The sequence below is a fragment of the Streptomyces sp. ACA25 genome, from assembly GCF_028200735.1.
In the GTDB taxonomy this organism is placed as follows: domain Bacteria; phylum Actinomycetota; class Actinomycetes; order Streptomycetales; family Streptomycetaceae; genus Streptomyces.
This window is the reverse complement of sequence record NZ_JAQKPV010000006.1, coordinates 181,312-203,006: the sequence shown is the minus strand read 5'-3', so window position 1 is coordinate 203,006 and position 21,695 is coordinate 181,312. Positions and strand designations below refer to the sequence as shown.

16 protein-coding genes are annotated in these 21,695 nt (G+C 71.7%); 11 read left to right on the top strand and 5 right to left on the bottom strand.

Going from position 1 to position 21,695, the window contains the following annotated elements; genetic code table 11:
• Window position 1 precedes the first annotated feature (1 nt).
• The 9 genes from PJ985_RS12230 to PJ985_RS12190 all read left to right on the top strand — a co-directional run bounded on the left by PJ985_RS12230 (window position 2) and on the right by PJ985_RS12190 (window position 9,269).
• Complete coding sequence (locus PJ985_RS12230) at window positions 2-1,372, top strand: serine hydrolase domain-containing protein (protein ID WP_271683707.1); 1,371 nt, start codon at window positions 2-4, stop codon at window positions 1,370-1,372.
• A 7-nt stretch (window positions 1,373-1,379) separates the two neighbouring features.
• The gene (locus PJ985_RS12225; protein WP_271683706.1) at window positions 1,380-2,759 is read left to right on the top strand and encodes an MFS transporter; all 1,380 of its coding nucleotides are present in this window, start codon (window positions 1,380-1,382) and stop codon (window positions 2,757-2,759) included.
• 151 nt (window positions 2,760-2,910) lie between these two features.
• Window positions 2,911-3,936 carry a guanitoxin biosynthesis L-enduracididine beta-hydroxylase GntD gene (gene gntD / locus PJ985_RS12220; RefSeq protein ID WP_271683705.1) on the top strand — a complete coding sequence of 342 codons (1,026 nt, stop codon included), beginning with the start codon at window positions 2,911-2,913 and terminating at the stop codon, window positions 3,934-3,936.
• A gap of 79 nt (window positions 3,937-4,015) precedes the next feature.
• Complete coding sequence (gene mppP / locus PJ985_RS12215) at window positions 4,016-5,185, top strand: enduracididine biosynthesis enzyme MppP (protein WP_271683704.1); 1,170 nt, start codon at window positions 4,016-4,018, stop codon at window positions 5,183-5,185.
• Window positions 5,182-6,432, top strand: coding sequence for an aminotransferase class I/II-fold pyridoxal phosphate-dependent enzyme (locus tag PJ985_RS12210; RefSeq protein ID WP_271683703.1), 1,251 nt, complete (start codon window positions 5,182-5,184; stop codon window positions 6,430-6,432). The genes mppP and PJ985_RS12210 overlap by 4 nt, the downstream gene beginning before the upstream one ends.
• A 3-nt stretch (window positions 6,433-6,435) precedes the next feature.
• The gene (mppR, locus tag PJ985_RS12205; RefSeq protein ID WP_271683702.1) at window positions 6,436-7,266 is read left to right on the top strand and encodes an enduracididine biosynthesis enzyme MppR; all 831 of its coding nucleotides are present in this window, start codon (window positions 6,436-6,438) and stop codon (window positions 7,264-7,266) included.
• 217 nt (window positions 7,267-7,483) lie between these two features.
• Window positions 7,484-8,230 (top strand): ArsR/SmtB family transcription factor, encoded by a 747-nt coding sequence (locus PJ985_RS12200; protein ID WP_271683701.1) that lies wholly within the window; start codon window positions 7,484-7,486, stop codon window positions 8,228-8,230.
• A gap of 67 nt (window positions 8,231-8,297) precedes the next feature.
• The gene (locus PJ985_RS12195; protein ID WP_271683700.1) at window positions 8,298-8,513 is read left to right on the top strand and encodes an MbtH family protein; all 216 of its coding nucleotides are present in this window, start codon (window positions 8,298-8,300) and stop codon (window positions 8,511-8,513) included.
• A gap of 87 nt (window positions 8,514-8,600) precedes the next feature.
• Entirely contained in the window at window positions 8,601-9,269 is a 669-nt protein-coding gene (locus PJ985_RS12190; protein ID WP_271683699.1) for a response regulator, read from the top strand.
• Between the two features lie 148 nt (window positions 9,270-9,417).
• On the opposite strand, the gene PJ985_RS12185 is transcribed toward PJ985_RS12190, so the two are convergent.
• The 3 genes from PJ985_RS12185 to PJ985_RS12175 form a co-directional block, all read right to left on the bottom strand.
• A complete protein-coding gene (locus PJ985_RS12185; RefSeq protein WP_271683698.1) occupies window positions 9,418-11,103 on the bottom strand; it encodes a ribonuclease J in 1,686 nt (561 codons plus the stop codon).
• Window positions 11,104-11,216: 113 nt separating this feature from the next.
• Window positions 11,217-12,557, bottom strand: a complete 1,341-nt coding sequence (locus PJ985_RS12180) for an SAM-dependent methyltransferase (protein ID WP_271683697.1) — start codon at window positions 12,555-12,557, stop codon at window positions 11,217-11,219.
• Window positions 12,558-13,217: 660 nt separating this feature from the next.
• On the bottom strand, window positions 13,218-13,580 hold the full coding sequence (locus PJ985_RS12175) for a CU044_2847 family protein (RefSeq protein WP_271683696.1): 363 nt from the start codon (window positions 13,578-13,580) through the stop codon (window positions 13,218-13,220).
• Between the two features lie 237 nt (window positions 13,581-13,817).
• Here PJ985_RS12175 and PJ985_RS12170 point away from each other — a divergent pair, with 237 nt between their 5' ends.
• Together PJ985_RS12170 and PJ985_RS12165 are read left to right on the top strand one after the other, a co-directional pair.
• A complete protein-coding gene (locus PJ985_RS12170; RefSeq protein WP_271683695.1) occupies window positions 13,818-14,027 on the top strand; it encodes a hypothetical protein in 210 nt (69 codons plus the stop codon).
• A 9-nt stretch (window positions 14,028-14,036) separates the two neighbouring features.
• The gene (locus tag PJ985_RS12165) at window positions 14,037-15,959 is read left to right on the top strand and encodes an HEXXH motif domain-containing protein (RefSeq protein WP_271683694.1); all 1,923 of its coding nucleotides are present in this window, start codon (window positions 14,037-14,039) and stop codon (window positions 15,957-15,959) included.
• Between the two features lie 10 nt (window positions 15,960-15,969).
• Here the strand turns inward: PJ985_RS12165 and fxsT are convergent, their stop codons facing one another.
• Window positions 15,970-20,421 carry an FxSxx-COOH system tetratricopeptide repeat protein gene (fxsT, locus tag PJ985_RS12160; RefSeq protein WP_271683693.1) on the bottom strand — a complete coding sequence of 1,484 codons (4,452 nt, stop codon included), beginning with the start codon at window positions 20,419-20,421 and terminating at the stop codon, window positions 15,970-15,972.
• The gene (locus PJ985_RS12155; RefSeq protein WP_271683692.1) at window positions 20,418-21,641 is read right to left on the bottom strand and encodes an AAA family ATPase; all 1,224 of its coding nucleotides are present in this window, start codon (window positions 21,639-21,641) and stop codon (window positions 20,418-20,420) included. Before PJ985_RS12155 ends, fxsT begins: the two co-directional genes overlap by 4 nt.
• Window positions 21,642-21,695 lie beyond the last annotated feature (54 nt).

Genomic DNA, 21,695 nt, shown 5'->3' with positions numbered 1-21,695 from the left:
CGTGGCGGGCAACATCACGGTGCTGCGCCCGGAACGGCCGGACGACCTCGACCCCGCCTCCCTCACCCGGTTGCTCAGCCGGCTGGCCCGGGAGCACCGGGTGCCCGGCGCCCAGCTGGCCGTCCGGCATCAGAACCGGACACTTCTGGCCAGTACCGGGGAGCGGGTTCACGGCACCGGCGTCGCAGTGACCGCGGAAGCGGCCTTTCCGCTGGCCTCGGTCACCAAGCCGTTCACCGCCGCGCTGGCCATGGTGCTGGTGGCCGACGGCGATGTGGGGCTCGACGAGCCGCTCGCGGGTTGCCTTCCCGAGTTCGGGGCCGGCCGATCCGTGACGCTGCGCCAGCTCCTCACCCACACGGGAGGGCTGGTGGCCAACGTCGAGGAGGAATCCCTGCCCCGGGACCGGTGGGTGACGCGCCACTGCGGCGAGCACCAGCTCGCGCATCCGCCGGGCTCCGGGTTCTCCTACTCCAACGCCGGCTACGTCGTCGTCGGCCGCCTGGTCGAGGCGGTCACGGGGATGACGTGGCGGGAGGCCCTGGAGGGCATCCTGCTCGACCCGCTGGGATTCACAGCTGCCTACGCTGTCGGCCCGACGGGCCGCACCCCGGTTTCCGGTCACGCGGTGCACTGGTCGGGACGGCGCACGATTCCGGTGGACCAGCAGGTACCGGCCGTGGAGGAACCCAACGGGGCTCTCGCGCTCAGCGCCGCGGAGCTGGCCCGCTTCGCCGGGCTCTTCCTTCCCGGCACGGACGGCCAAGGGCTGCTGGAGAAGGCCACGGTCGCCGAGATGTGCCGCGACCAGCTCGGCGATGCGCAGATCGAGCCGTACGGCATGGCGAGCGGATGGGGGCTGGGCTGGGCCCGGTACACGGACCCGGACAGCGACGCACCGGTCTTCGGGCACGACGGGACGGGCGACGGGATCTCCTGTCACCTGCGCTTCCAGCCGGCAACCGGGACCGTGATCGCCCTGAACACCAATGCCGGTACCGGGCAGCGGCTCTGGGCCGACCTGGCCGGCCGGCTGGCGGACGCCGGGCTGCCGGGGGCACGCCCGCAGCCCGCGGCACCACCGGCCTCCTGTGTGCCGTCACCACCCCCCGACGCAGTGACGGGCCGCTACATCAACGGTGACCTGGTCTACGACATCGATCCGGACGGCGCGGGCGGCCTCCAGCTGTCCATCGGGGGCCGGACTCATTCCCGGCTGGTGATGGGCCATGGTCTGCGTTTCACCGCCCAGGAGATCGACGACGCGCGCAACGAGTTCCACGGCCGGTTCCTGCCCGGCGCGGCCCCCGGGGAAGCACCCCTTCTTCAGCTCGCGGGCCGACTGGCCCGCAAATGGCACGAGAAAGGTTGACGTCACCGTGACGACAACAGATGCGCATGAGCGTGACAGCCCACCGAGCACTCCCCGGGAGGCACCGGAGGAAGCCGGGGAGGAAGCGGCTGACGTTGTTCCGCTTTCCCGGAACCGCAACTACAACATTCTCTGGACCGGCCAGTTCTTCTCCGCCCTCGTCCTCGAGGTGGCGTCGGTCGCCTTCCCGCTGCTGATCCTGTGGCACTCCGGTTCTCCGCTGGAAATGGGGATCGCGGCTTCGCTGATGGCGGCCGCCCACATGGTCGCGGTGGTTCCGGCCGGGGTGGTGGCCGACCGCTACGACCGGCGCCTGACCATGCTGATCTGCCAGGGTCTGCGGACCCTGGCGCTCGGCGGTCTCGCGGTCGCCCTGGCCATGGACGCCTACTCCTTCACCCTGGTCCTGGTCGTGGTGGTGGTGGAGGGCATCCTCGGTTCGATGTTCGATCCGGCGGAGACCGCGGCGATGCCCCAGGTGGTGCCGAAGTCCCAGATGCCGACGGCGGTGGCCCGCAACATGGCGCGGCCGTACATCGCGATGCTGCTGGGCCCGGCCGCGGCAGGTCTGCTCTTCGCCATCAATCCGGTGCATCCCTTCCTGGCAAACACGCTCATGATCGCCGTGTCGTTCCTGGCGCTGTTCTGGCTGCGATTGCCCCGCCGGGGCGCTCCCGCGCCGGGCGAACCGGAAGGCGGCCCGGACGGACCGGCGGACGGCACCGGGGACGAGGGAATCGGGACCGACAGGGGGCAGCCCGCCGAGGGCCGCACCGGCATGCTCCAGGAGGCACTGACCGGACTGCGCTGGATCACGGGCAACCGCATACTCAGCGTCACCATGCTGTGGATCATGGCGTCCAATCTGTTCTTCAGCGCCCTGATCATCATCATTCTGGCCACCGCGCACCAGGACGGCATCGGGGCCGGTGAGACCGGACTGATGATGACCTGCCTGGGCATCGGCGGTGTCTGCGGTGCGCTGATTGCCGCGCGGCTGCACGCCGCGCTCCCCGCCTCGGTCATCATTCTCGGGTTCTCCTGGACCGCGGCGGCCACCACCGGCGCCATGGCGCTGGTCCCCAGCGGCATAGCCCTCGGTGTGCTGCTGGGCGCCGCGGCCCTGCTGGCACCCGTCGCCAACACCACGCTGATGACCTATCAGCTGATGGTGACCCCGGACGAACTGCGCGGCCGGCTCAGCGGCATCGTCAGCTTCTGCTCGGGCGGCGCGGGGGCACTGGGCCCTCTCATCGGGGCGCTTTTCATGATGTTGCCCTGGGGAGACGCTTCCGGAGTACTGGCCTGTGCCGCCTGCCTCGTCGTGGTCGCGGTGTTCACCACGCTCAGCCCCACACTCCGGAAATTCCCGTCCATTCCCCGGTGAAATCGCGGGAGGAAGATACACGGGACGGACTACTACCCGACAGTAGCTTAACCCGTGACTCAATCTGATGGCCCTCGCTCACCACTCGAACAAGAATCCTCACAGGGCCTTCGGTCCTGCGCCAACCGTCTCCGAAGCGGAAAGTGCCTCCATGCTGACCTATCAGTTGTTACCCGACGACATCGCGACCATCGACGAATTGACCGAGCAGCTCCTGCGACGGTACGACAGCGTCGAGTCCCCGGAGTTCCAGCGCGAGGCCCGCATCTATTCCGAGGAACTGCCCCGCCCTCTCCGCCGGACGCTGCACGAGTTCCGGTCGTCCGAGAGCACCGGCACCCTGGTGATCAAGGGCCTGCCCGTGGAGGACGCGGCCCTCGGCGCCACCCCCACCGAACGCACCGGCAAGACCACGCCGTCCGCCTCGCTCCGCCAGGACATCGCGTTCTACCTGGCGGCCGGCCTGCTCGGGGAGCCGATCGGCTGGGCCACCCAGCAGGACGGCCGCATCATGCACGACGTGTACCCGATCGCGGCGCACGAGTCGGAGCAGATCGGCTGGGGCAGCGCGGAGACCCTCGCCTGGCACACCGAGGACGCCTTCCACCTGCTGCGCACGGACTACGTGGCGCTGATGTGCCTGCGCAACCCGGACGAGGTCGAGACCACCGTCGCCGACGTGGCCGACATCGAGATCGACGACGAGACCCGGGAGATGCTCTCCCAGCCCCGGTTCCGCATCCTCCCGGACGCCTCGCACCGGCTGCGCGGAGAAGAGGACGAGGACGGCCACCCGCGCGTCAGCGAACTGCGCCGGCGCAGTCTGGAACACGTCGAGCGGTCCCTCGAGTCGCCCGAGCCCACCGCCGTCCTCTTCGGTGACCCGGACGACCCGTACGTCGTGATCGACCCGCACTACATGCAGGGAGTGCAGGGCGAAGACGAGCAGCGCGTCCTCGATGTCATCTGCCGGGCGCTGGACTCCGCCATGACCGGAGTCACCCTGACACCGGGTGACATCTGCTTTCTCGACAACTACCGCGTCGTGCATGGACGCAAGCCGTTCCGCGCGCGGTTCGACGGCACCGACCGCTGGCTCCGCAGGCTGAACGTGGCCCGGGACCTGCGCAAGTCACGTGCGTCCAGGCTCAGCGCCACCTCGCGGGTCATCTACTAGACGACCCCCCACGCGGCACCCGACAGAACCCCGGTACCACCCGATCCGGCATCAGCCCATTGGACGAATGGACAGAGGTATGGAGATGGACGTGCGCAGCGCGGGCCGAACAACTGAACCCGGCACCCCCAGCGCCAAGGTCAGAAACCTCACCGAGTGGGAGTTTCTCGCGCTCAACAGTGAGCTCAACGTGGCGGACGGCCACGCCCGGCAGGCCCTCACCCCCGGACAGAGCAAGGTCATCGACGAGCTCCCCCTCATCTTCACCGAGGGTGAACAGCGCCCCGTCGCGGAGATCGAGCGAGAGGCCCACCGGGCGTACTTCACCCTTCTGGGGCAGCACTCCTACCCCTCCGGCCCCGGCCGGGTGCTGAGCTGCTACTCGTCCTCCGTGGCGATGGAGATACTCTCCCGGGCCCTCGTCAGCAGGATCAGCACAGTGGCTCTGCTGCACCCCACGTTCGACAACATAGCGGACCTGCTGCGCGGCAACGGCCTGCGACTGGTGCCCCTGGAGGAGGACCCGCTCCACACCGCGGACCTGGACCCCGAGCTGCTCAAGTCGGTGGGCTGCATCTTCATCACCACCCCCAACAACCCCACCGGCCGGGTGCTCGGCGAGGAACGGCTGCGCCGGATCGCCGAGCAGTGCGCCGAGCACGACGTGATACTCGCACTGGACACCTCCTTCCGCGGTTTCGACCCGCGCGCCCACTACGACCACTACGCCGTGCTCAACGACAGCGGCTGCCGGTGGGCCGTGATCGAGGACACCGGGAAGCTCTGGCCGACCCTGGACCTCAAGGTCGGGCTGCTGGTGGGCTCCGAGAACCTCGGCCTGCCGGTGGACAAGATCTACTCCGACATTCTGCTCGGCGTCTCCCCGCTGGTCCTGGTCCTCGCCCGGCGCTTCGCCGTGGACGCCGCCGAGGGCGGTCTCGAGGACCTGCACGACTTCATCGACGCCAACCGCCGGCTGGTGCGGGAGACACTGACCGGGCTCGACGGCGTCAGCTTCCCCGACCCGGACAGCCGGGTGAGCGTCGAGCGGGTGCACGTCGGCGACCGGCTCGGCCAGGACGTCTGGATGACGTTGCAGGAGCACAACGTGTACGCACTGCCCTGTGGCCAGTTCCACTGGGCCCGGCACTCCGAGGGCGACCACACGCTGCGCCTCGCCCTGGCACGCGACCCGGAGTCGCTGCAGAGGTCGGTGAACGCGCTCCGGGCCGTGCTGGAAGCCCGGTGAGCCGCCACCCCACCCTGCCCCGCGCTCCGGGCGTCACCACCTCCAGCCCGGGGACCGGCGCGGAGCAGGTGACACCGTGGCGTCCCGGCATCGTCCAGGCCGTGGCACCCCCCGGGGTCCAGGATCTGGGCCCCGGCTACCTGGCGCCGGAGCTGCTGCCCGTGGATCTGCTGCGGCAGGCGTACGGCCGGGCCCTGGATGTCTACGGCCCGGCGGCGCTCGCCTACGGGCACGACCCGGGTGCCGATCCGCTGCGTGAGCTGCTCGCCCGGCGGGCGGCCGGGGAGGACGGGGAGCCCTGCGGGCCGGAGCACGTCGTCATCACCGCGGGCACCTCGCAGGCGCTGTTCCTGCTCGCCACCGCCGTCGCCTCCCCCGGCGACGCGGTGGTGGTCGAGCAGAGCTGCTACGACTACGGGCAGGACATCCTGCGGGACTGCGGTCTGGCGCTGTACCGGGCGGAGACCGACAGCAGCGGCATCACGCCCCACGGGCTGCAGGCTGCGCTGGCCGAGGCCGGCCGGGACGGCAGGCGTGGTGCCTTCCTTTACCTGAACCCGACTTTCCACAACCCCACCGGGCGGACGATTCCGGTGGCCCGCCGCCGGGAGCTCCTCGCCGTCACCGGTCAGTGCGGTCTGCTGATCGTCGAGGACGACGCCTACGCGGAGCTGGACCTCACAGGAGAAGGCAGGCCCCCTTCCTTCGCCGCTCTCTCGGGCTACCACGGCGTCGTCCGGCTGTGCACCTTCGCCAAGACGCTGGCTCCCGGCCTGCGTCTCGGCTGGCTGCTGAGCGATCCGGCGACGGCCGACCGGCTGGCGCGGCACGCGCTGTTCCGGAGCGGCGGGTCGCTCAACCACACCACGGCGATGGCCGTCGGCATGCTGCTGGACGGCGGCGCGTACGACGGGCATCTCGCGTTCCTCCGGGAACGGCTGCGGCTGCGGAGGGACACCCTCGCCGCGGCGCTGCGGGACTCCGTGGGCAGCGCGGTGGAATTCACCGTGCCCGCCGGGGGGTTCTTCCTGTGGCTGCGTCCTCGCGGGGACCGGCCGGAGGCGGGACTGCTGGCCGCGGCGGAAGACGCAGGAGTCCGGGTAGCGGCGGGTTCGCGCTTCGGGCCGATGTCCCGCCCGCGTCTGCGGGTGGCCTACAGCCTGACCTCACCGACCGGGCTCCAGGAGGCCGCCGGCCGGCTGGCCGAAGCCTGGGGTCCGCGGTCAACAACCGACAACAGGAGATAATCAGTGCCTCATCTGGTTCACCGGCCGGACAGCGCCGCTCCCGACTCGGCCGGCAGCCCCGTGGGCTACAGCCTGCCGCTTTCGCCATCCGGGGGAGCATCCATGATCACACCTCCGCCCTGGCACTTCTCAGGTGAGGTCGTCATGGTCGAGTACCGGGCCGACCCCGCGGCCGCCGCGGCGTTTCTGCCTCAGGGGCTGTCGGCAGGCCCTGACCCGGGGGCCGCGGCCGCAGTGTTCGCCGAGTGGCAGTGGTGCTCGGAGTCCGGGGCGGAGCTGGACGATCCCGCCCGGAACGGCTTCGCCGAGTTCCTGATCCTGCTCGGGTGCTCCCACAACGGCAGGCCGATGGCACGGAGCCCGTTCGTCTGGGTCGACCAGGCCGTGCCGATGGTGCGCGGCTGGGTGCAGGGCATGCCCAAGCAGTTCGGCTCGATACACCAGTCACGGCCGGTCACCGTGGGGCGCGCGGGCCCGCGGCTCGCCCCGGGTGGACGCTTCGCCGGGAACCTGTCGGTCTTCGGCCGTCGCGCGGCCGAGGCCCGCGTCGAACTGACCACCACCACCGACACTCCTCCCACCCTGCACGATGTGCCGCTCGCCCACACGCTCAGCTTCCCGGACTGGACCGGATCCGGGGACCGGACGGACCGGCTGGTGGCGTCCCGGGTGGGCGATGTCGAGTTCTCCGAGATCTGGAAGGGGACGGCGGAGCTGGACCTCTTCGACGTCCTGGGACCCGACTTCGCTTCGCTGGCTCCGGTGGAAACCGGCGACGGCTACGTGTTCTCTTATGCCGAGACTCTGCACGGGGGCTATTCATTGCACGATTGATGTTCTTATACATCCAGTAATGGGGGGGAGCCGCGTGTTACGTATCCATTTCACCGCCGATGAGCTTGCACTGTCGCACTTGTCGGCCGGGCTGAGCCCGATGGCCGAGGGGGTGTTCGGGCTACGCTTGTTCCGCCAGGCCGGCGGTACGAATTTTCATCGGTGGCGCACCGATGTGACCCGAAGACTCGGGTGCTCAGCCCTGACCTACCAGAACATGACGGACACGCCTGAGTCCGTGGATGACCTGCTCAAGCCACTGGGAGGAAGGACGAGGCCCATCGACGAGCGACGCCCGTCGAGCGCTGTGGACGACAGAGCCCTCGCCTCCCTGGTCACTTTCGCCGAGGCGGCCGTTCTCCCGTACTGGAGCGACGTCCAGGGCAGACTCGAAAGATTCCGTGAGACCCGCGGCAGAGTGATCGCCACGAACGGAATCGGCAGCCTGCTGAATTCCCTGCACCCGCGCATACGCTGGAATTCCTCCGTACTGGAGGTGCACGGCCTCCCGGACCGGGACGTCACTCTCGACGGGCGCGGGCTCATGCTCAGCCCTTCCTTTTTCCTGCCCCGTCTCGAATGCGTGTTCATCGAGCACTGGTGGGAAGAGAAGAGCTCCGTCGTGGCCTTTCCGATCAATGTCAGCGGCCAGGTCGATCTCCGGGAGACGCGGAGCTTCGGCACGGACATCCTGGGGGCGCTGGTCGGCCACACGCGGGCCGCCGCCCTGCTGGCGCTGACCGAAGGCCGCAGCACCGGGGAGCTCGCCAAGCAACTGGGGCTCTCCATGGCGGGAGCGAGCAAGCACGCCTCGATCCTGCGGAAGTCGGGGCTCATCACCACCCTGCGCAACCGCAACACCGCGCTGCACGCGCTGACGCCGCTCGGCTTCGCCCTGCTGCGCAGCAGTCAGACCCTGATGGACTCCGAAGCGACCGATATGAACTGCAACCGCCGAGCCTGACGGACGGGCTGGAGGCGCGCGCGGGATCAGTGGACAGATTCGGAACGGACAAGAACGGAGCCTTCCCATGAGCACCAACCCCTTCGACGACCCTGACGGCACTTTCCACGTGCTGGTGAACGACGAGGGCCAGCACTCGCTGTGGCCCTCGTTCAGCCCGGTACCCGACGGATGGTCGCCGGTGCTGAGCGGGACCGACCGGGAGTCGGCGGTGGAGTACGTCAACACCCACTGGACGGACATGCGCCCCCGGAGTCTCAGAGAAGCCCAGGAAGCCGGCTGACCCGCCCTGTCCGGAAACTGCCGCCGGCCGGGTCCGGTCGGCGGCAGTGGGGCGCTACCACCCCCGCACGATGGGAAGATGGCCGTTATGACGATTCGGCTGCTGATCGCGGACGATCAGGAGATGGCCCGCCGGGGGATGCGCCGGATTCTGGAGAGCCAGCCCGGCATGGAAGTCGTGGGTGAGGCCGCCGACGGCGTCCAGGCGCTGGAGCTGGCCCGGGAGCTGCGGCCGGACGTGGCGCTGGTCGATGTCCGGATGCCCCGCATGGACGGTCTGGAGCTGACCCGGTTGCTTGCCGGGCCCCATGCCACCCATCCCGTGCGTGTCGTCGTGGTCACCACCTTCGACCTCGACGAGTACGTGTACCCGGCGCTGCGGAACGGCGCGTCGGGCTTTCTGCTCAAGCGGTGCGGCCCCGTGCTGCTCGTGGAGGCGGTGCGGGCCGCGATGAGCGGTGACAGTCTGATCAGCCCTTCCGTCACCGTGCGGCTGCTCAAGCATGTCAGCGGCCGGTCCCACGACGGGAAGCCGCCGGTGGACTCCCTCACCCAGCGGGAGGCGGAGATCGCCGGCCTGGTCGCCGGCGGAAAGACCAACGCCGACATCGCGGGGGAACTGTTCATCAGCGCCGGCACCGTGAAGACCCACATCGCGAGCATTCAGCGCAAGCTCGGGGTGCGCAATCGGGTGGGTATCGCGGTGCGGGCCTGGGACATGGGCTACGCAACCGGGAAGCTCCCCGGACGGGCCTGACCCGGGGCCCGTTCCCGGGGAGGCCCTCCCGTGCGCCGGCGCCCCCGGGGGCGGCACTGAGGGCGAAGGCCTTCCATGAAGCCCAGGCGCTTCGCCCTCGTCCGTTCGCGAGCCGGGGACGTCGGTACGGCGGCCCCGGCCACCGGTCTCAGGCGTCGATGATGATCGGGATGATCATCGGCCTGCGACGGTAGGTACGGAACGCCCAGTTGCCCACGGAGCGGACGATGAGCTGCTCCAGCTGGACGGCGTCCCCCACCCCCTCCTGTGCCGCGGAGGCGAGGGTCTTCTCGATCACCGGGATGACGGCGGCGAAGGTGGCCTCGTCGTGGACGAAACCACGGGCCAGGAAGTCCGGGGGCTCGACCAGGGCACCGGTGTCGGTGTCGACGATCGCGACCACGGTGAGGACGCCCTCCTCCGCCAGGTTGCGCCGGTCCTTCAGGGTGGCCTCGGTGGCACCGCCGACCGTCATGCCGTCGACGTAGACGTACCCGGCGGGCACCTTGCCGGTGATGGCCGCGCGTCCGTCGACCAGGTCCACCACCAGACCGTCCTCGGCCATGAGGACCTTGTCGGCGTCGACGCCGGTGTCGATCGCGAGGTCGCCGTTGGCCCGCAGGTGCCGCCACTCGCCGTGCACCGGCATGACGTGCCGGGGGCGGACGATGTTGTAGCAGTAGACGAGCTCGCCGGCACTGGCGTGGCCGGAGACGTGCACCTTGGCGTTGCCCTTGTGCACCACGTTGGCGCCCCAGCGGCTCAGCCCGTTGATGACCCGGTAGATGGCGTTCTCATTGCCGGGGATGAGCGAGCTGGCCAGCAGCACCGTGTCGCCCTTCCCGACCCGGATCATGTGGTCACGGTTGGCCATCCGCGACAGCGCCGCCATCGGCTCGCCCTGCGAGCCGGTGCACACCAGCGCCACCTTCTTGGCCGGCAGCTTCTCCAGCTCCTTGACGTCGACCACCAGGCCCGAGGGAACCTTGAGATACCCGAGCTCCCTGGCGATGCCCATGTTGCGGACCATCGACCGGCCCACGAAGGCGACCTTCCGGCCGTGCTCGTGGGCGGCGTCCAGCACCTGCTGGATGCGGTGCACATGGCTGGCGAAGCTGGAGACGATGACCCGACGCGGCGCGGTGCGGAAGACCTGCTCGATAGCGGGCGTCAGGTCACGCTCCGAGGTGGTGAACCCGGGCACCTCGGCATTGGTGGAGTCGGTGAGGAAGAGGTCCACCCCTTCCTCACCGAGCCGGGCGAACGCCCGCAGGTCGGTGATCCGCTCGTCCAGCGGGAACTGGTCCATCTTGAAGTCGCCGGTGTGCAGCAGCAGCCCCGCACCGGTCCGCAGGGCGACGGCCAGACCGTCCGGGATCGAGTGGTTGACCGCGATGAACTCGCAGTCGAACGGGCCGAACCCGCGCCGCTCCCCCTCCGTGACCGTGACCTTCCGCGGCTTGATGCCGTGTTCCTTGAGCTTGCCGTCCAGGAAGGCCAGAGTCAGCCGCGAACCGACCACCGGAATGTCCTGCCGCTCGCGCAGCAGGTACGGCACCCCACCGATGTGGTCCTCGTGGCCGTGGGTCAGGACGATGGCGACGATGTCGTCCAGGCGGTCCCGGATCGCGGTGAAGTCCGGAAGGATCACGTCCACCCCGGGCTGGTGTTCCTCCGGGAACAGCACACCGCAGTCGACGACGAGGAGCTTCCCGCCGTATTCGAAGACCGTCATGTTGCGACCGATCTCGCCCAGGCCACCCAGGGGGATGATCCTGAGCCCGTTCTCGGGCAGGCGAGGGGGCGGTCCAAGTTTGGGATGGGGATGACTCATACTTTGACGCTACCGGAGAGTTTCCCGGTACTCCATTTCCGTCCGGCCGGCCACCAGAATCCTTCCGCAGGGCCACCCCCCGGCATGAGACGAAGGCCAGGCCGTCAAGGGCATCACTCCGCTCCCCCCGGGGGCGGCCAGAGTCCGCGGGAAGGCGGCATACCGGAGTCCCCGCCGGAGACCGTGCGGACGGCGAGGACCTGGTTGACGCCGAGGGCGTTGCGCTCGAAAGAGAGCGCCGACGCCGCCATGTAGAGGCGCCAGACCCGTGCCCGCCCCGGGGACGTCAGAGCCACGGCGTCGTCCCAGTGCGCCTCCAGGTTGGCCACCCAGGCCCGCAGTGTCAGGGCGTAGTGCTCACGCAGGGCTTCGACATCCCGCACCTCGAAGCCCGCCCGCTCCAGGAGCGAAACGGTCCTGCCGAGCGGAGCCAGCTCACCGTCCGGGAAGACGTACCGGTCGATGAACTCGTCCGCGCGGTAGCTCTCCCCGTCGGCCTCCGGGCGGCGGGCGATCTGGTGGTTGAGCAGCCGGCCGCCGGGCCGCAGGAGGCTGTGCAGTGCATCGGCGTACGCGCGGTACTGCGCCGATCCCACGTGCTCGGCCATGCCGATCGAGGAGACGGCGTCATAGGGGCCGTCCTCGATGTGCCGGTAGTCCTGCACCCGGATCTCGATGCGGTCGGTGAGGCCGGCCTCCGCCACCCGCTTGCGTGCCCGGGTGGCCTGCTCCATGGAGAGGGTGACGCCGACCGCGTTCACCCCGTAGTGCTGGGCGGCGTGGAGCACCATCGAGCCCCAGCCGCAGCCCACGTCGAGCAGCCGCTGTCCGGGCCGCAGCGCGAGTTTCCGGCAGACCAGATCCAGCTTCGCCTGCTGCGCGGCCTCCAGGGTGCCCCCGGGTGCCCCACCGTTCTCCCAGTAGGCGCAGGAATAGACCATGGAGGGCCCCAGGACCAGCTCGTAGAAGTCGTTGCCCACGTCGTAGTGGTGACTGATGGCCACGCGGTCCCGGTGCAGGCTGTGCAGGATGCCGTGGCGTCGGACGACCTCCTCCTGCGGCGGCGCGGGCGGCAGCGGCGGCCCGGCGAGCGCGAGCACCTCCCGGCTCAGCCGGAGAGTGTGCGGGTCACGCAGGGCCCTGAGGGCCCGCAGAGCGGCCGGGCCACCCGCGTCCCGGTCCGCAGGCCGGACCCAGATCACCCCGGCGACGCGGTCCAGCGCCTCGTACAGGTCGCCCTCGACATCGATGTCCCCCGCCACCCAGGCCCGCGCGAGACCCAGCTTGCCCGGCTTCCACGCCAGGCGGCGCAGCGCCCTCCGGTGCCGGATGACCAGCGTGGGACCGTCTGCCGGACCCGCCTCGCTGCCGTCCCAGGCGCGGATCCGTATCGGCAGGGGCCCGCCCAGCGCCTGACGGACCAGGGCGGCGAGCCGGTCGGCGACAACGGCCATGACGGATACCTCCGGAACTGCGGACGCGGGAGCGGGACAGCGAACAGGAGACAGAGAAAGTCTGCCGGTTCAGGCAGCTGTACACAGCCTATTTCGTGATATTGCGGAGGTGTTGAGCGCCACGCGGAAGCCCTGTCTCCCTCGGCGGGATGCGCGACCTCCTTGAGGCACGGCGGCCCCGCGTTGTACGACCCGTGCAGCGGAGAGCCGCCGCCGGATCCCTCGTCAGCCAGCCGCGGGCACCCCAGAAGTCCACGGCTCTGCAGAGGGTGGCCAGCGCGCGCTCCCTGGCCGGGCCGCCCCGGGCGTCCCAGCGGTCGCCGAACCACCGGGCGAGGGCCTCAGCGGCTTCCGAAGTGTCCAGCACACCGAGCCGGTTGCAGGAGCCCAGGTGAGTGCCGAGCAGCAGCATGGTGGTCCGGTCGATGTCTCCGGACGACTCGGCCTGGAAGGCGGCGATGGCCTGCCGCACCGTCGGCACAGGGACGGGCGCCGCACGCGCGCGGCCCGCCGCCGGACGCCCCGCGCCGGACCGCCGTCGACCACAAATCGACTCTCTCGTTAGGGTAGGTTCACAGCCGTGGATCCGGACTTCCCCCCTCCGGCTCCGCCCGGCAGCGCCGTCCCTTCCGACGCGGCGCTGCCGTTGCCTCCTCCCGCTCAACGGCGCTGCACCGAGTCGGATTCCCGGGCCTCGCCGTCGGCGGAGGGCCGATGCCAGGTCAGCTGGACCTGGAGATGCCCCTGGGCGCCCGTGCGGGCGAGGACGGCGCCCACCTCGGCGTCGAGCTGGATGCCGAATTCGATCGACACCTCGTCCGGACGCTGGGGCAGATCGCTCATTTTCTGCAGCGCGGAGGCAGCCGCGCTGCGGACGCCCTCGAGAGCGGCCTCGAACGACCCGGTGGCGCGCGCCACCACGTCAGCGGTGCCGGCCGCCTCGACCACCCCCGGCCCGGGACGATCCGTCTCGGCGACCACGGACCCACCGTTGTCCAGCTCGAACCGCAGTAACTCACCCATTGAGCCCCCTCGTTGGCACACCTCGGGGCGCGCCGCCGGAAATGTCACGGCGAACGGTAGCGAAGGCGGTGGCACGATGAGGGGCTTTGTCGCAAAAACCCCGAGCGGATCGGCCGGTTCCGGCCCCTGTGGCTTCCCTGCGCTCTTTCCAGAGAGCAACCCGCAGTCCACTATGAAAAAGAGCACAGGTGTACGACTCCGACCCGGCATCGGCAGACCGTCAGGGGGAAGCAGGAAGTGAGTACTTCTGCGACCGAGTTCGAGACCGATCTCGTCGATCTCAGCCACTGCGGGCTCCGGGAGGTGATGAGCCTTCGTGACCCGCTGGTCGTGGACGCGCTGGACGCTCTGGTCAGGCACCTGCGAGAACGCGCGGCGGTCCAGGCCGACGGTGGCGGCGAGGGGAGTCCGCACCTGGCCACCGGGTGTGCCGGCGACCCGCTCTAGAGCTGCCGGATGCCCAGGTCACCGACCAATTCCGGGCCGAGGCCGGCGCGGCACCGCACGCCGTCGGCCGATCTCGACCGGCTGGCAGCCGGCAGTCTGGGGCCGGACGCGGCTCAGCGCCTCCGGCTCGCCGAGCGCAGCCGCCGACTGCTGATGCTGCGGGCGGTCATGGAGGCAGCGGGCGAGGGAACGGCGGCCCCGCTGCCGCCGCTGCGTGCTGCCATGGAACTGCTGTCCCGTGCGGAACAGGTCCGCCCCGATGTGGTCGCCGGGATCCTCGACCACGCCGGCACCGGCGTGTGGGCGGTGCGCGTCCTGGAGCGGCTCGGCGGGGACGGTGTTCCCGGCCGGGCCACCGAAACGAAAGTCCCCCTGTGGGAGGAGCTCGGCTACCTGCACACCCTGGCCGCGACCGCCGCCCTGCGGGCCGGAGTCGCGGGAACCACCCTGCTGCCGGTCCGGGACGGCGGGATCACGCTGCCCACGCTGGGCCGGATCAGGCTGCCGCCCGCCCTGCTCCGCGCAGTTGCCGGAGGCGGTGCGGCCGTGGCCGGGCTGCGGCTGTCCTCGGCCGGGGCCGGTCCGGCCGTGGTGACCGCCGGCGACCGGCACCTGTGCCTTCCCTCCGACCTGCGGCGGGCGGGCTCCGGATGGCAGCCGCTGCGTTCGGTCTCCTGGCACGTCAGCGAGCGCGCCGTGCCCGTGGCGCTGGAGGACCTCGACCCCTACCGGGACTTCCGCTCCCCGGGACGGCAACCGCCGGCGCTCACCTCCCCGGAGGCCGACCGGTGGGCGGGACTGCTGCGGGAGGCCGGAGCACTGCTGCGGGGACGGCATCCGCGTGCCGCGGGCATGCTGAGCGGCGTGCTGCGCTCCGTGGTGCCGCTGCCGGCGGCGCCGCGCTTCCGGACCGCCAGCGCCTCGTTCAGCGAGGCGTACGGAAGCGCCCTCGTCTCGCTGCCCCGCGATGCCGTGGAGCTCGCGGTCACGCTGCTGCACGAGGCGCGGCACTCCGCCCTCAACGGCCTGGACCATCAGCTGCCGCTGTGCCGGGACAGCACCCCGGAACACGGCCCGCTGCTGCTCTACGCGCCCTGGCGGGGCGACCCGAGGCCGCCGTCCGGCCTGCTGCACGGGACCTACGCGTTCGCCGGGATCGCGGAGTTCTGGCGCACCGAACGTCAGACCCTGACCGGCGCCGAGGCCGAGCTGGCGCATTTCGAGTTCGCCGCGGCGGGTGCGGCCGTCAGGGAGGCGCTGCGCACCCTGCTCACCGGCGACGCTCTCACGTCCCCGGGCCGGCGGTTCGTCGACCGGCTGGCCGCGGAAACCGCCGGCTGGCCGGACGAGGCGGTGCCCGCCCGGCCGCTCGCGCTGGCCCGCTCCGCGGCCGCCGACCTGCGGGCCGTCTGGCGGGCGAGGCACACCCGCCCGCACCACCCCGGCCGGGTGCGGGAGCTCGCCGACGAGTGGCTGCGGGGCACCGACCCCCGGACGGTGGCCGGCGTCTCCTCCCGGTTGCGCTCCCCCGTGCGCTTCGCCTCCCCCGACCCGCGGGACGAGCTGCGGCGGGTGCTGCTCGCGGAACCCGAGGCCCTGACCGCGCACGCCCACGGCGCGCTCTACAGCGCGCGACGGCACCCCGCCCTGGTCTCCGCCGACCTCGCGCTGCTCAGCGGAGCCCTGGGCCGGGCGGCCCGGGGCTACCGCAGCACACTCCTGGAACGCCCCGGCAGCGCCGCCGCGTGGGCGGGACTCGGGCTGGCGCTGGGCGGAAACGGGGACCGGGCCGCCGCCGGGGCCCTGCTGCAACGGCCCGAGGTGGTCCGGGCCGTCTGGCAGCAGGCCGCCGGACGGAGCAGCAGACCGCCCGATCCGGTGACGGTCGCCGACTGGATCGGGCGGATCCCCGGGATGTGCGAGCGGCCGTGAGCACCGGCCCTCAGAGCGGGATGGGATCGATGTCGCAGTTCGCCGGTCTGCCTTCGGCGGCGGCGGCGGTGGCCGGATGCTCCGGGCCGAGAGTCCGCCGATAGCGCTCCAGCGTGGCGGCCAGCAGCGCGTCGGCCTCCTCGCCCCTGCCCAGCTGACGCAGCCCGAGCGCCAGGTTGACGGCGGCCGCGGAGGTGCCGGGATGGTCCTCGCGCACCTGCCTGCCCTGTTCCAGGAGGCGGGTACTGAGCTCGACGGACTTCTGCACCTCGCCCAGCTCGTACAGGTCGACGGCGAGGTTCGTGGCGCAGGCCAGCACGTTCGGATGGTCGGGCCCGAGCGTCTCCTCCATGGAGGCCCTGGCCTGCTCGTTCAGCTCCTTGGCCTCCAAGCTGCGGCCGAGGAGCCGGAGACCCACCGCGTGGTTGACCTGGGCGGCACGTGTGTGGGGGTGTTCCGGCCCGAAAATCTGGTCGTATCTCTTGCATGACTGCTCGCTCAGCTCCACCGACCGGTGCAGCTCTCCGCTGTAGCGCACGTCGACGGAGTGGGCGAGCAGGGTGGCCAGTGTTTGGGGGTAGTTGTCGCCGTAGCGTCTGCGCAGCTGCGACAGCACCTTGGTGGACAGCTCCCTCGCCTCGTCGTGCCGCCCCGCCCGCCGCTCGGTCACCGCCAGGCCGCGGTAACTGGCCAGCGTGCTGGGGTTGGTGGCCCCGTAGTTGTACTCGTAACGGCTGGACACGTCCTTCTGCAGGTCCCGGGCTTCGAGGTAGCTGCCGATGCCCTGCAGGTCGAGGACGATGGCCGCGAGGGTGGACAGGGTGGACAGGGCGTTCTCCCCGAGCTCCTCCACCTTCCGGCGGTGGGTGTCCCGGTCCATCTCCAGCGCCTCGTCGTACGAACCGGTGAGCCGCAGATTGAGCGCCACCCGATGCGCCACGATGAGCGTGGAGATGTCGTTCGGGCCGAACAGCCGCCGGGTCGCCTCGAAGGTTTCCTGGTCGAGCTCCAGGGCCCTGCGGAACTGCCCGCGCATCCGGAGGTCCCAGGCGAGCATGCTGGTGATCTCCAGAGTGGCCTCGTGCTCGGGACCCAGCGTCTCGGTCATCAGCCGGCGCGTCTCCGCGTCCAGATCGTAGGCCTGGCGGTAGAGGCCGAGCACCCGCAGCGCGTCGGCGTGGAGCTTCGCGGCCTGCAGTACGTGCTCGTTGCGCTCCCCCTCCACGGTGCGCCAGCTGCGGTGGGCGCGTTCGGCCAGCTCCAGGGAGCCCGCGTGATCCCCCCAGGAATACATGTAGGTGATCATGTTGAGGACGAGCTGCCGCACCCAGGGATCGGTGGAGTGCACCGCGCCGCTGGCGAGGACGTGCGGCAGGAGCTCACCGTACTGCTGCCACTGGTGCGAGGCGGTCGGCTCCCCGGGATCCCCCTTGGCGAGCAGCCCGTGGGCGCCGTTGCGCATCTGTGTCTTCAGCGCGTCGGGCATCTGGGTGATCAGCACCCGCTGGACCAGCCGGTGGAGCTGGATGGTGTTGGTGCTGTGGTTGATCCGGGCCAGCGCGTACCGGTTGATCTCCCGGATGGCGCGGCTCAGCCGGATGGGGTCGCTGAGCGCGGCGGCGAGCTCGGGCGGCACGGGGGCGTCCCGGACCCCGGTGAGCAGCCGCCGGGAGATCGGCTCGGGGGCGAAAAAAGCGCACACCTGGAGGAGTTGCAGCGCGGCGGGGTGATTCCTGCGAAGCCGCTCGAGGGAGACATTCCAGGCCGCGGCGACCGACCGCGGGTAGTCCACCGGCGGATCGCTCAGTCCCAGTTCGGACGCCTGCTGCTCGAAGAGGCGCAGGTACTCGTCAGCAGGCATGCCGGTTTCGGCCAGCCACACCGCAGCCTGCTCGACCCCCAGGGGAAGGTCTCCGAGGGTTTCGGCCAGCCGGTCGGCGGTCCCGTCGTCGAGGCTCGGCGCGCGCAACTGGAGGAGCCGGCGGCTCTCCTCGCGGGTGAAGACGTCCACTTCCAGCGGGCGGGCCGCGGTCGCCCACCGGGCGTTGCGCGAGGTCACCAGGATGCGCCCGGAGCCGTTGGTGGGAAAGAACTGACTCACCTCTCTGGGGTCCTCCGCGTTGTCGAAGACGAGCAGCCAGTTCTTGTAGGGCTCGCCGACGCGGAGCGCCTCGATGACGGCGGGCACGGCCGTGCTCGCCTCGCCGCCGCCCGTCTGCAGGCCGAGGCGGGCGGCCAGCTCGACGAGGACCTGCCGGATCTGCTGCGGCTGCTCGGCCGGGATCCACCAGATGACCTGGTACTCGTGCAGGTGCCGGTAGACGTACTCCACGGCGAGCTGGGACTTGCCGACCCCGCCCATCCCCTGGAGCGCCTCGGGCAGGACCGCGGTGGTCCCCTGTTGCAGACGCTGGTGCAACTCGTCCAGCAGCGCACCGCGGCCGGTGAAGGCGCGGTTCCGCGGGGGGACATTGCCCCAGACGGGCGGCGGTTTGCGCGGCCCGCCACCTCCTGGCCCGGCGGGGCCGGACTGCTGCACGCCCACGGACACGTTCCCTCTCTCTCCGGACGGTCCGGCATCCTCGTCTGCCTCCGCGGGGGCGGCGGCGGGTTCCGGGCCGTCCAAATTATCACTCGGCGTATCTGCTCCGACACCAGCTTCACCGGTGCGGTCCGTTCCGTCCACGACCCCCCGCCCGCCCGCCCCGGGGGCCGGTACGGTCTCCTCCGCGATCCGCGCCGTGTCCTCCTCGGCCAGCCGGCCGCCGATCTCGGCCGCGAGGACGGTGAACTGCCCGTCGAGCGCGGTGAAAGCGGGAAGGGCCGGCTCGAGCCACGGGCGCAGGCGGGCCAGCGGGAGCCGGTCCGCCTCGCTCGGGTCGGCGACCAGCGCCTGCAGGCGGCGCAGGGACGCGCCGTCCGTGCCGGGCATCACCTCCGCCAGGTGTCCGAAGGCGACCCTCATGGCCCGGGCCGTTTCCCCCCGGGTTCCCTCGGCCAGCAGCTCCTCGCGCACTCCCTCGGCGAACTCCAGCTCGACCCGGGCCGGGCGGGGCACGCCGGGGTCCGGTCCGGCACTGCGCAGCAGCCCGCTGAAGAGGAGCTCCGCGAGGTGCCAGGTACGGGCCTCCGGCGCCAGCTCCCGGCTCAGGAGCTGAAGAAGCGTCAGGTTGACCGGCACGGCCGCGCACAGCAGGGCCAGCCGGTAGGCGGTCGGTGACAGCCGGGCGCGCTGCGCCCGTACCAGATCGGCCGGCGGGGTCCGGGCCGCGGCGATGCTCCACGACGCCGGCAGGAACACCGGGCTGTCGGCGGAGGCCGGAACGGTCCGGGTGACGTAACCGGTGAGGGCGTCGCCGCTGACGAACCGGGCCCAGCCGTGCAGCGCCTCGGGAGTGAGCTCGAGCACGGGCACCGGCACCGCACCCGGCCGGTCCGGGTACCACGGCCCCGCTCCGTCGTCCGGCGGGAAGGCGAAGTCGTCGGCGGCCCGGGACCACCGGCTGTTGGCGACGGCCGGGCCCGGACTGGTCAGCCGGGCCCGGCGCGGGACGGTGGCCATCCGCGGCCACAGATGCTCCGGCAGCACGCTCACCACCGCGGTCGGGGCGTGCTCCGCCCACGCGGCGATGCGCCGCAGACCGCTTCCGTCGCTCCACCGGCTCTCGTGCAGGTCGGTGAGGACCAGCACCATGTGGCGGCCGGGTGGGCCGGCCCGCAGCGCCACCGCGTCCCCGGGCGACCAGCGGTGCAGCCGCACATCCCGGAAGGCCCCGGATCCGCCCAGCGCGGCCGCGAACCGCTCGGCGGTCCGGGACCACAGCCGCATCGAGCCGCGGGAGTCCACCACCAGGGACACCGACAGGCGGCGTTCGGTGCCCGGCCGGAACCGGGGCAGCCATACACCGTACTCGGCGGCCGAGGCAGCGGTCGCCTCCTCGTCGAGGACGGGGGCGGACGGGGACACCAGCCGGCGCCGCAGCGGCCGCAGGGCCTGCTCGACCGCGCGGGCCCGGCCCGGGCCGGGGTCCGCCGCAGGCCGCCGGACCAGGACCGCCGGCCGGACGTCTGTTCCCGGGGTGAGGAGCGGGCCGGAGATCGGACCGGGAAGGTCCGGGCCCGGCTCGCCCCCCGTCCGCACCCACGGCTCCGGCCCCGGCTCCGGGCCGTCACGCGGTTCGGGGTCCACCGGCTGCCCGGCGGGCCCCGGGTCCGCGGACAGCTCCGGCTCCGTGACCGGGCCGGGCTCCGGAACATCCGCGCCGGGGGCTTCCTCCGCACTGTCCGGGACGGGGCCGCCGGGCTGCGCCGCCGCCTCCCGCAGCAGCCGCTCCCGCTGGGCGGCGAGCCATACCGCCTCCCCCGCCTCGTACCACAGGGGGTCAGCGCGCTTCCCGGCGCGCGGGGCGGTACCCGGCACCGTGCTGCTCCCCAGGCCGTTCGGCGAGGGCGGCTGAGTCATCCAGGGCCAACTTCGTCGAGCCGCTGCCACAGGGCGTGCAGGAGGCGGTCCCAGGCTTCCTGGCCGGGGCCCGTGGGAGCAGTGCGCAAGTACTCGGAGTTGAGCAGCTGGTCGGCGGCGAGCGTCCCGGTCACCCGGGACCGGGCGAGGAAGTCACGGATCATCGCCGCCCGTTCGTCCCCCGCCCCCGCCCCGAACTGCGCCGCCAGGATGGCGGCGAGCCTCCGCTCGTCCGGCGGGGGCATGTCCAGGCACAGGCAGCGGCGCAGCAGGGGCGGGGGCAGGCTGCGTTCGCCGTTGCTGGTGATGACCACGACGGGGAAGGCACGGCAGCGCACCGCGCCGTGGCGGATGACGGCCGTCCCTTCGGGGTCGTCGGTGTGGACCTCGGCCTCCGGCAGCCGGGAGCGGACCCGGGCGAGCTCCGGAATGCGGAACTCACCGTCCTCGAAGGCACCGAGCAGGTCGTTGGCGAGATCCGTGTCCGCCTTGTCGAACTCGTCGATCAGCAGGACCCGCGGTGCCTCCCGGGGGAGCAGCGCGGTGCCCAGCGGGCCGAGCTGCACGAAGTCACCGATGCTCCGGGTGCCGTCCGTGTCCGCCGCTTCCGGGCCGGCGCCGTCCGCCTCCGGTAACCGGCCGTCCGGGCCGGGAAGGCCCCGCAGCGCGCCGCGGGCCGCGGCGTCCTGCACCCGCCCGATCGCGTCGTAGCTGTAAAGGCCCTCGGTGAGCGTGGATCTGCTGGTGATCGTCCAGCGCAGGACCTTTCCGAGCCCCAGCTCCCGGCTGATCCGGTAGGCCAGGCTGGACTTCCCGATACCGGGCGGACCGGTCACCAGCAGCGGCCGGCGCAGGAACATCGCGGCGTTGACCATGTCGGCCTCTTCCGCGGCCGGCGCGTGCGCGTCGCCGGGCACCCCCAGCCGGCGCCGGGTCTCGGCCTCGTCCGGCGGCGGCGGGCCGGAAATCACCGGACCGCCGTCGAAGTCGCGCCACGGGGGTGGCGGGGGCAGCACCTCGGCAAGCGGGCGTGCCTCCTCGGAGGGAACTCCCGTGCCCCGGTAGATCCACCAGGCATCGTCCCCGGCGCCGGGCACCGCCGCTGCGCCCTGCGGCCGGTCCTCTTCAGCGTCATCGCCGCTCATGGCCACCGCCTCTCCCGGGATGCGGACGGGTCCGCCGGCGAGCACCCCGCCGGCGTCCGGATGCTGCTCGGTCATCGTGCTGGTCCGGTGACAGGTGCGCCGGCCACCCTCGGCCGGTTCACCTTAGAC

Coding starts and splice junctions, on each gene's coding strand:
- gntD (WP_271683705.1), top strand. CDS start 2,911: ATGCTGACCTATCAGTTGTTACCCGACGACATCGCGACCATCGACGAA.
- mppP (WP_271683704.1), top strand. CDS start 4,016: ATGGAGATGGACGTGCGCAGCGCGGGCCGAACAACTGAACCCGGCACC.
- PJ985_RS12200 (WP_271683701.1), top strand. CDS start 7,484: ATGACGGACACGCCTGAGTCCGTGGATGACCTGCTCAAGCCACTGGGA.
- PJ985_RS12195 (WP_271683700.1), top strand. CDS start 8,298: ATGAGCACCAACCCCTTCGACGACCCTGACGGCACTTTCCACGTGCTG.
- PJ985_RS12190 (WP_271683699.1), top strand. CDS start 8,601: ATGACGATTCGGCTGCTGATCGCGGACGATCAGGAGATGGCCCGCCGG.
- PJ985_RS12185 (WP_271683698.1), bottom strand. CDS start 11,103: ATGAGTCATCCCCATCCCAAACTTGGACCGCCCCCTCGCCTGCCCGAG.
- PJ985_RS12180 (WP_271683697.1), bottom strand. CDS start 12,557: ATGGCCGTTGTCGCCGACCGGCTCGCCGCCCTGGTCCGTCAGGCGCTG.
- PJ985_RS12175 (WP_271683696.1), bottom strand. CDS start 13,580: ATGGGTGAGTTACTGCGGTTCGAGCTGGACAACGGTGGGTCCGTGGTC.
- PJ985_RS12165 (WP_271683694.1), top strand. CDS start 14,037: ATGCCCAGGTCACCGACCAATTCCGGGCCGAGGCCGGCGCGGCACCGC.
- fxsT (WP_271683693.1), bottom strand. CDS start 20,421: ATGACTCAGCCGCCCTCGCCGAACGGCCTGGGGAGCAGCACGGTGCCG.
- PJ985_RS12155 (WP_271683692.1), bottom strand. CDS start 21,641: ATGACCGAGCAGCATCCGGACGCCGGCGGGGTGCTCGCCGGCGGACCC.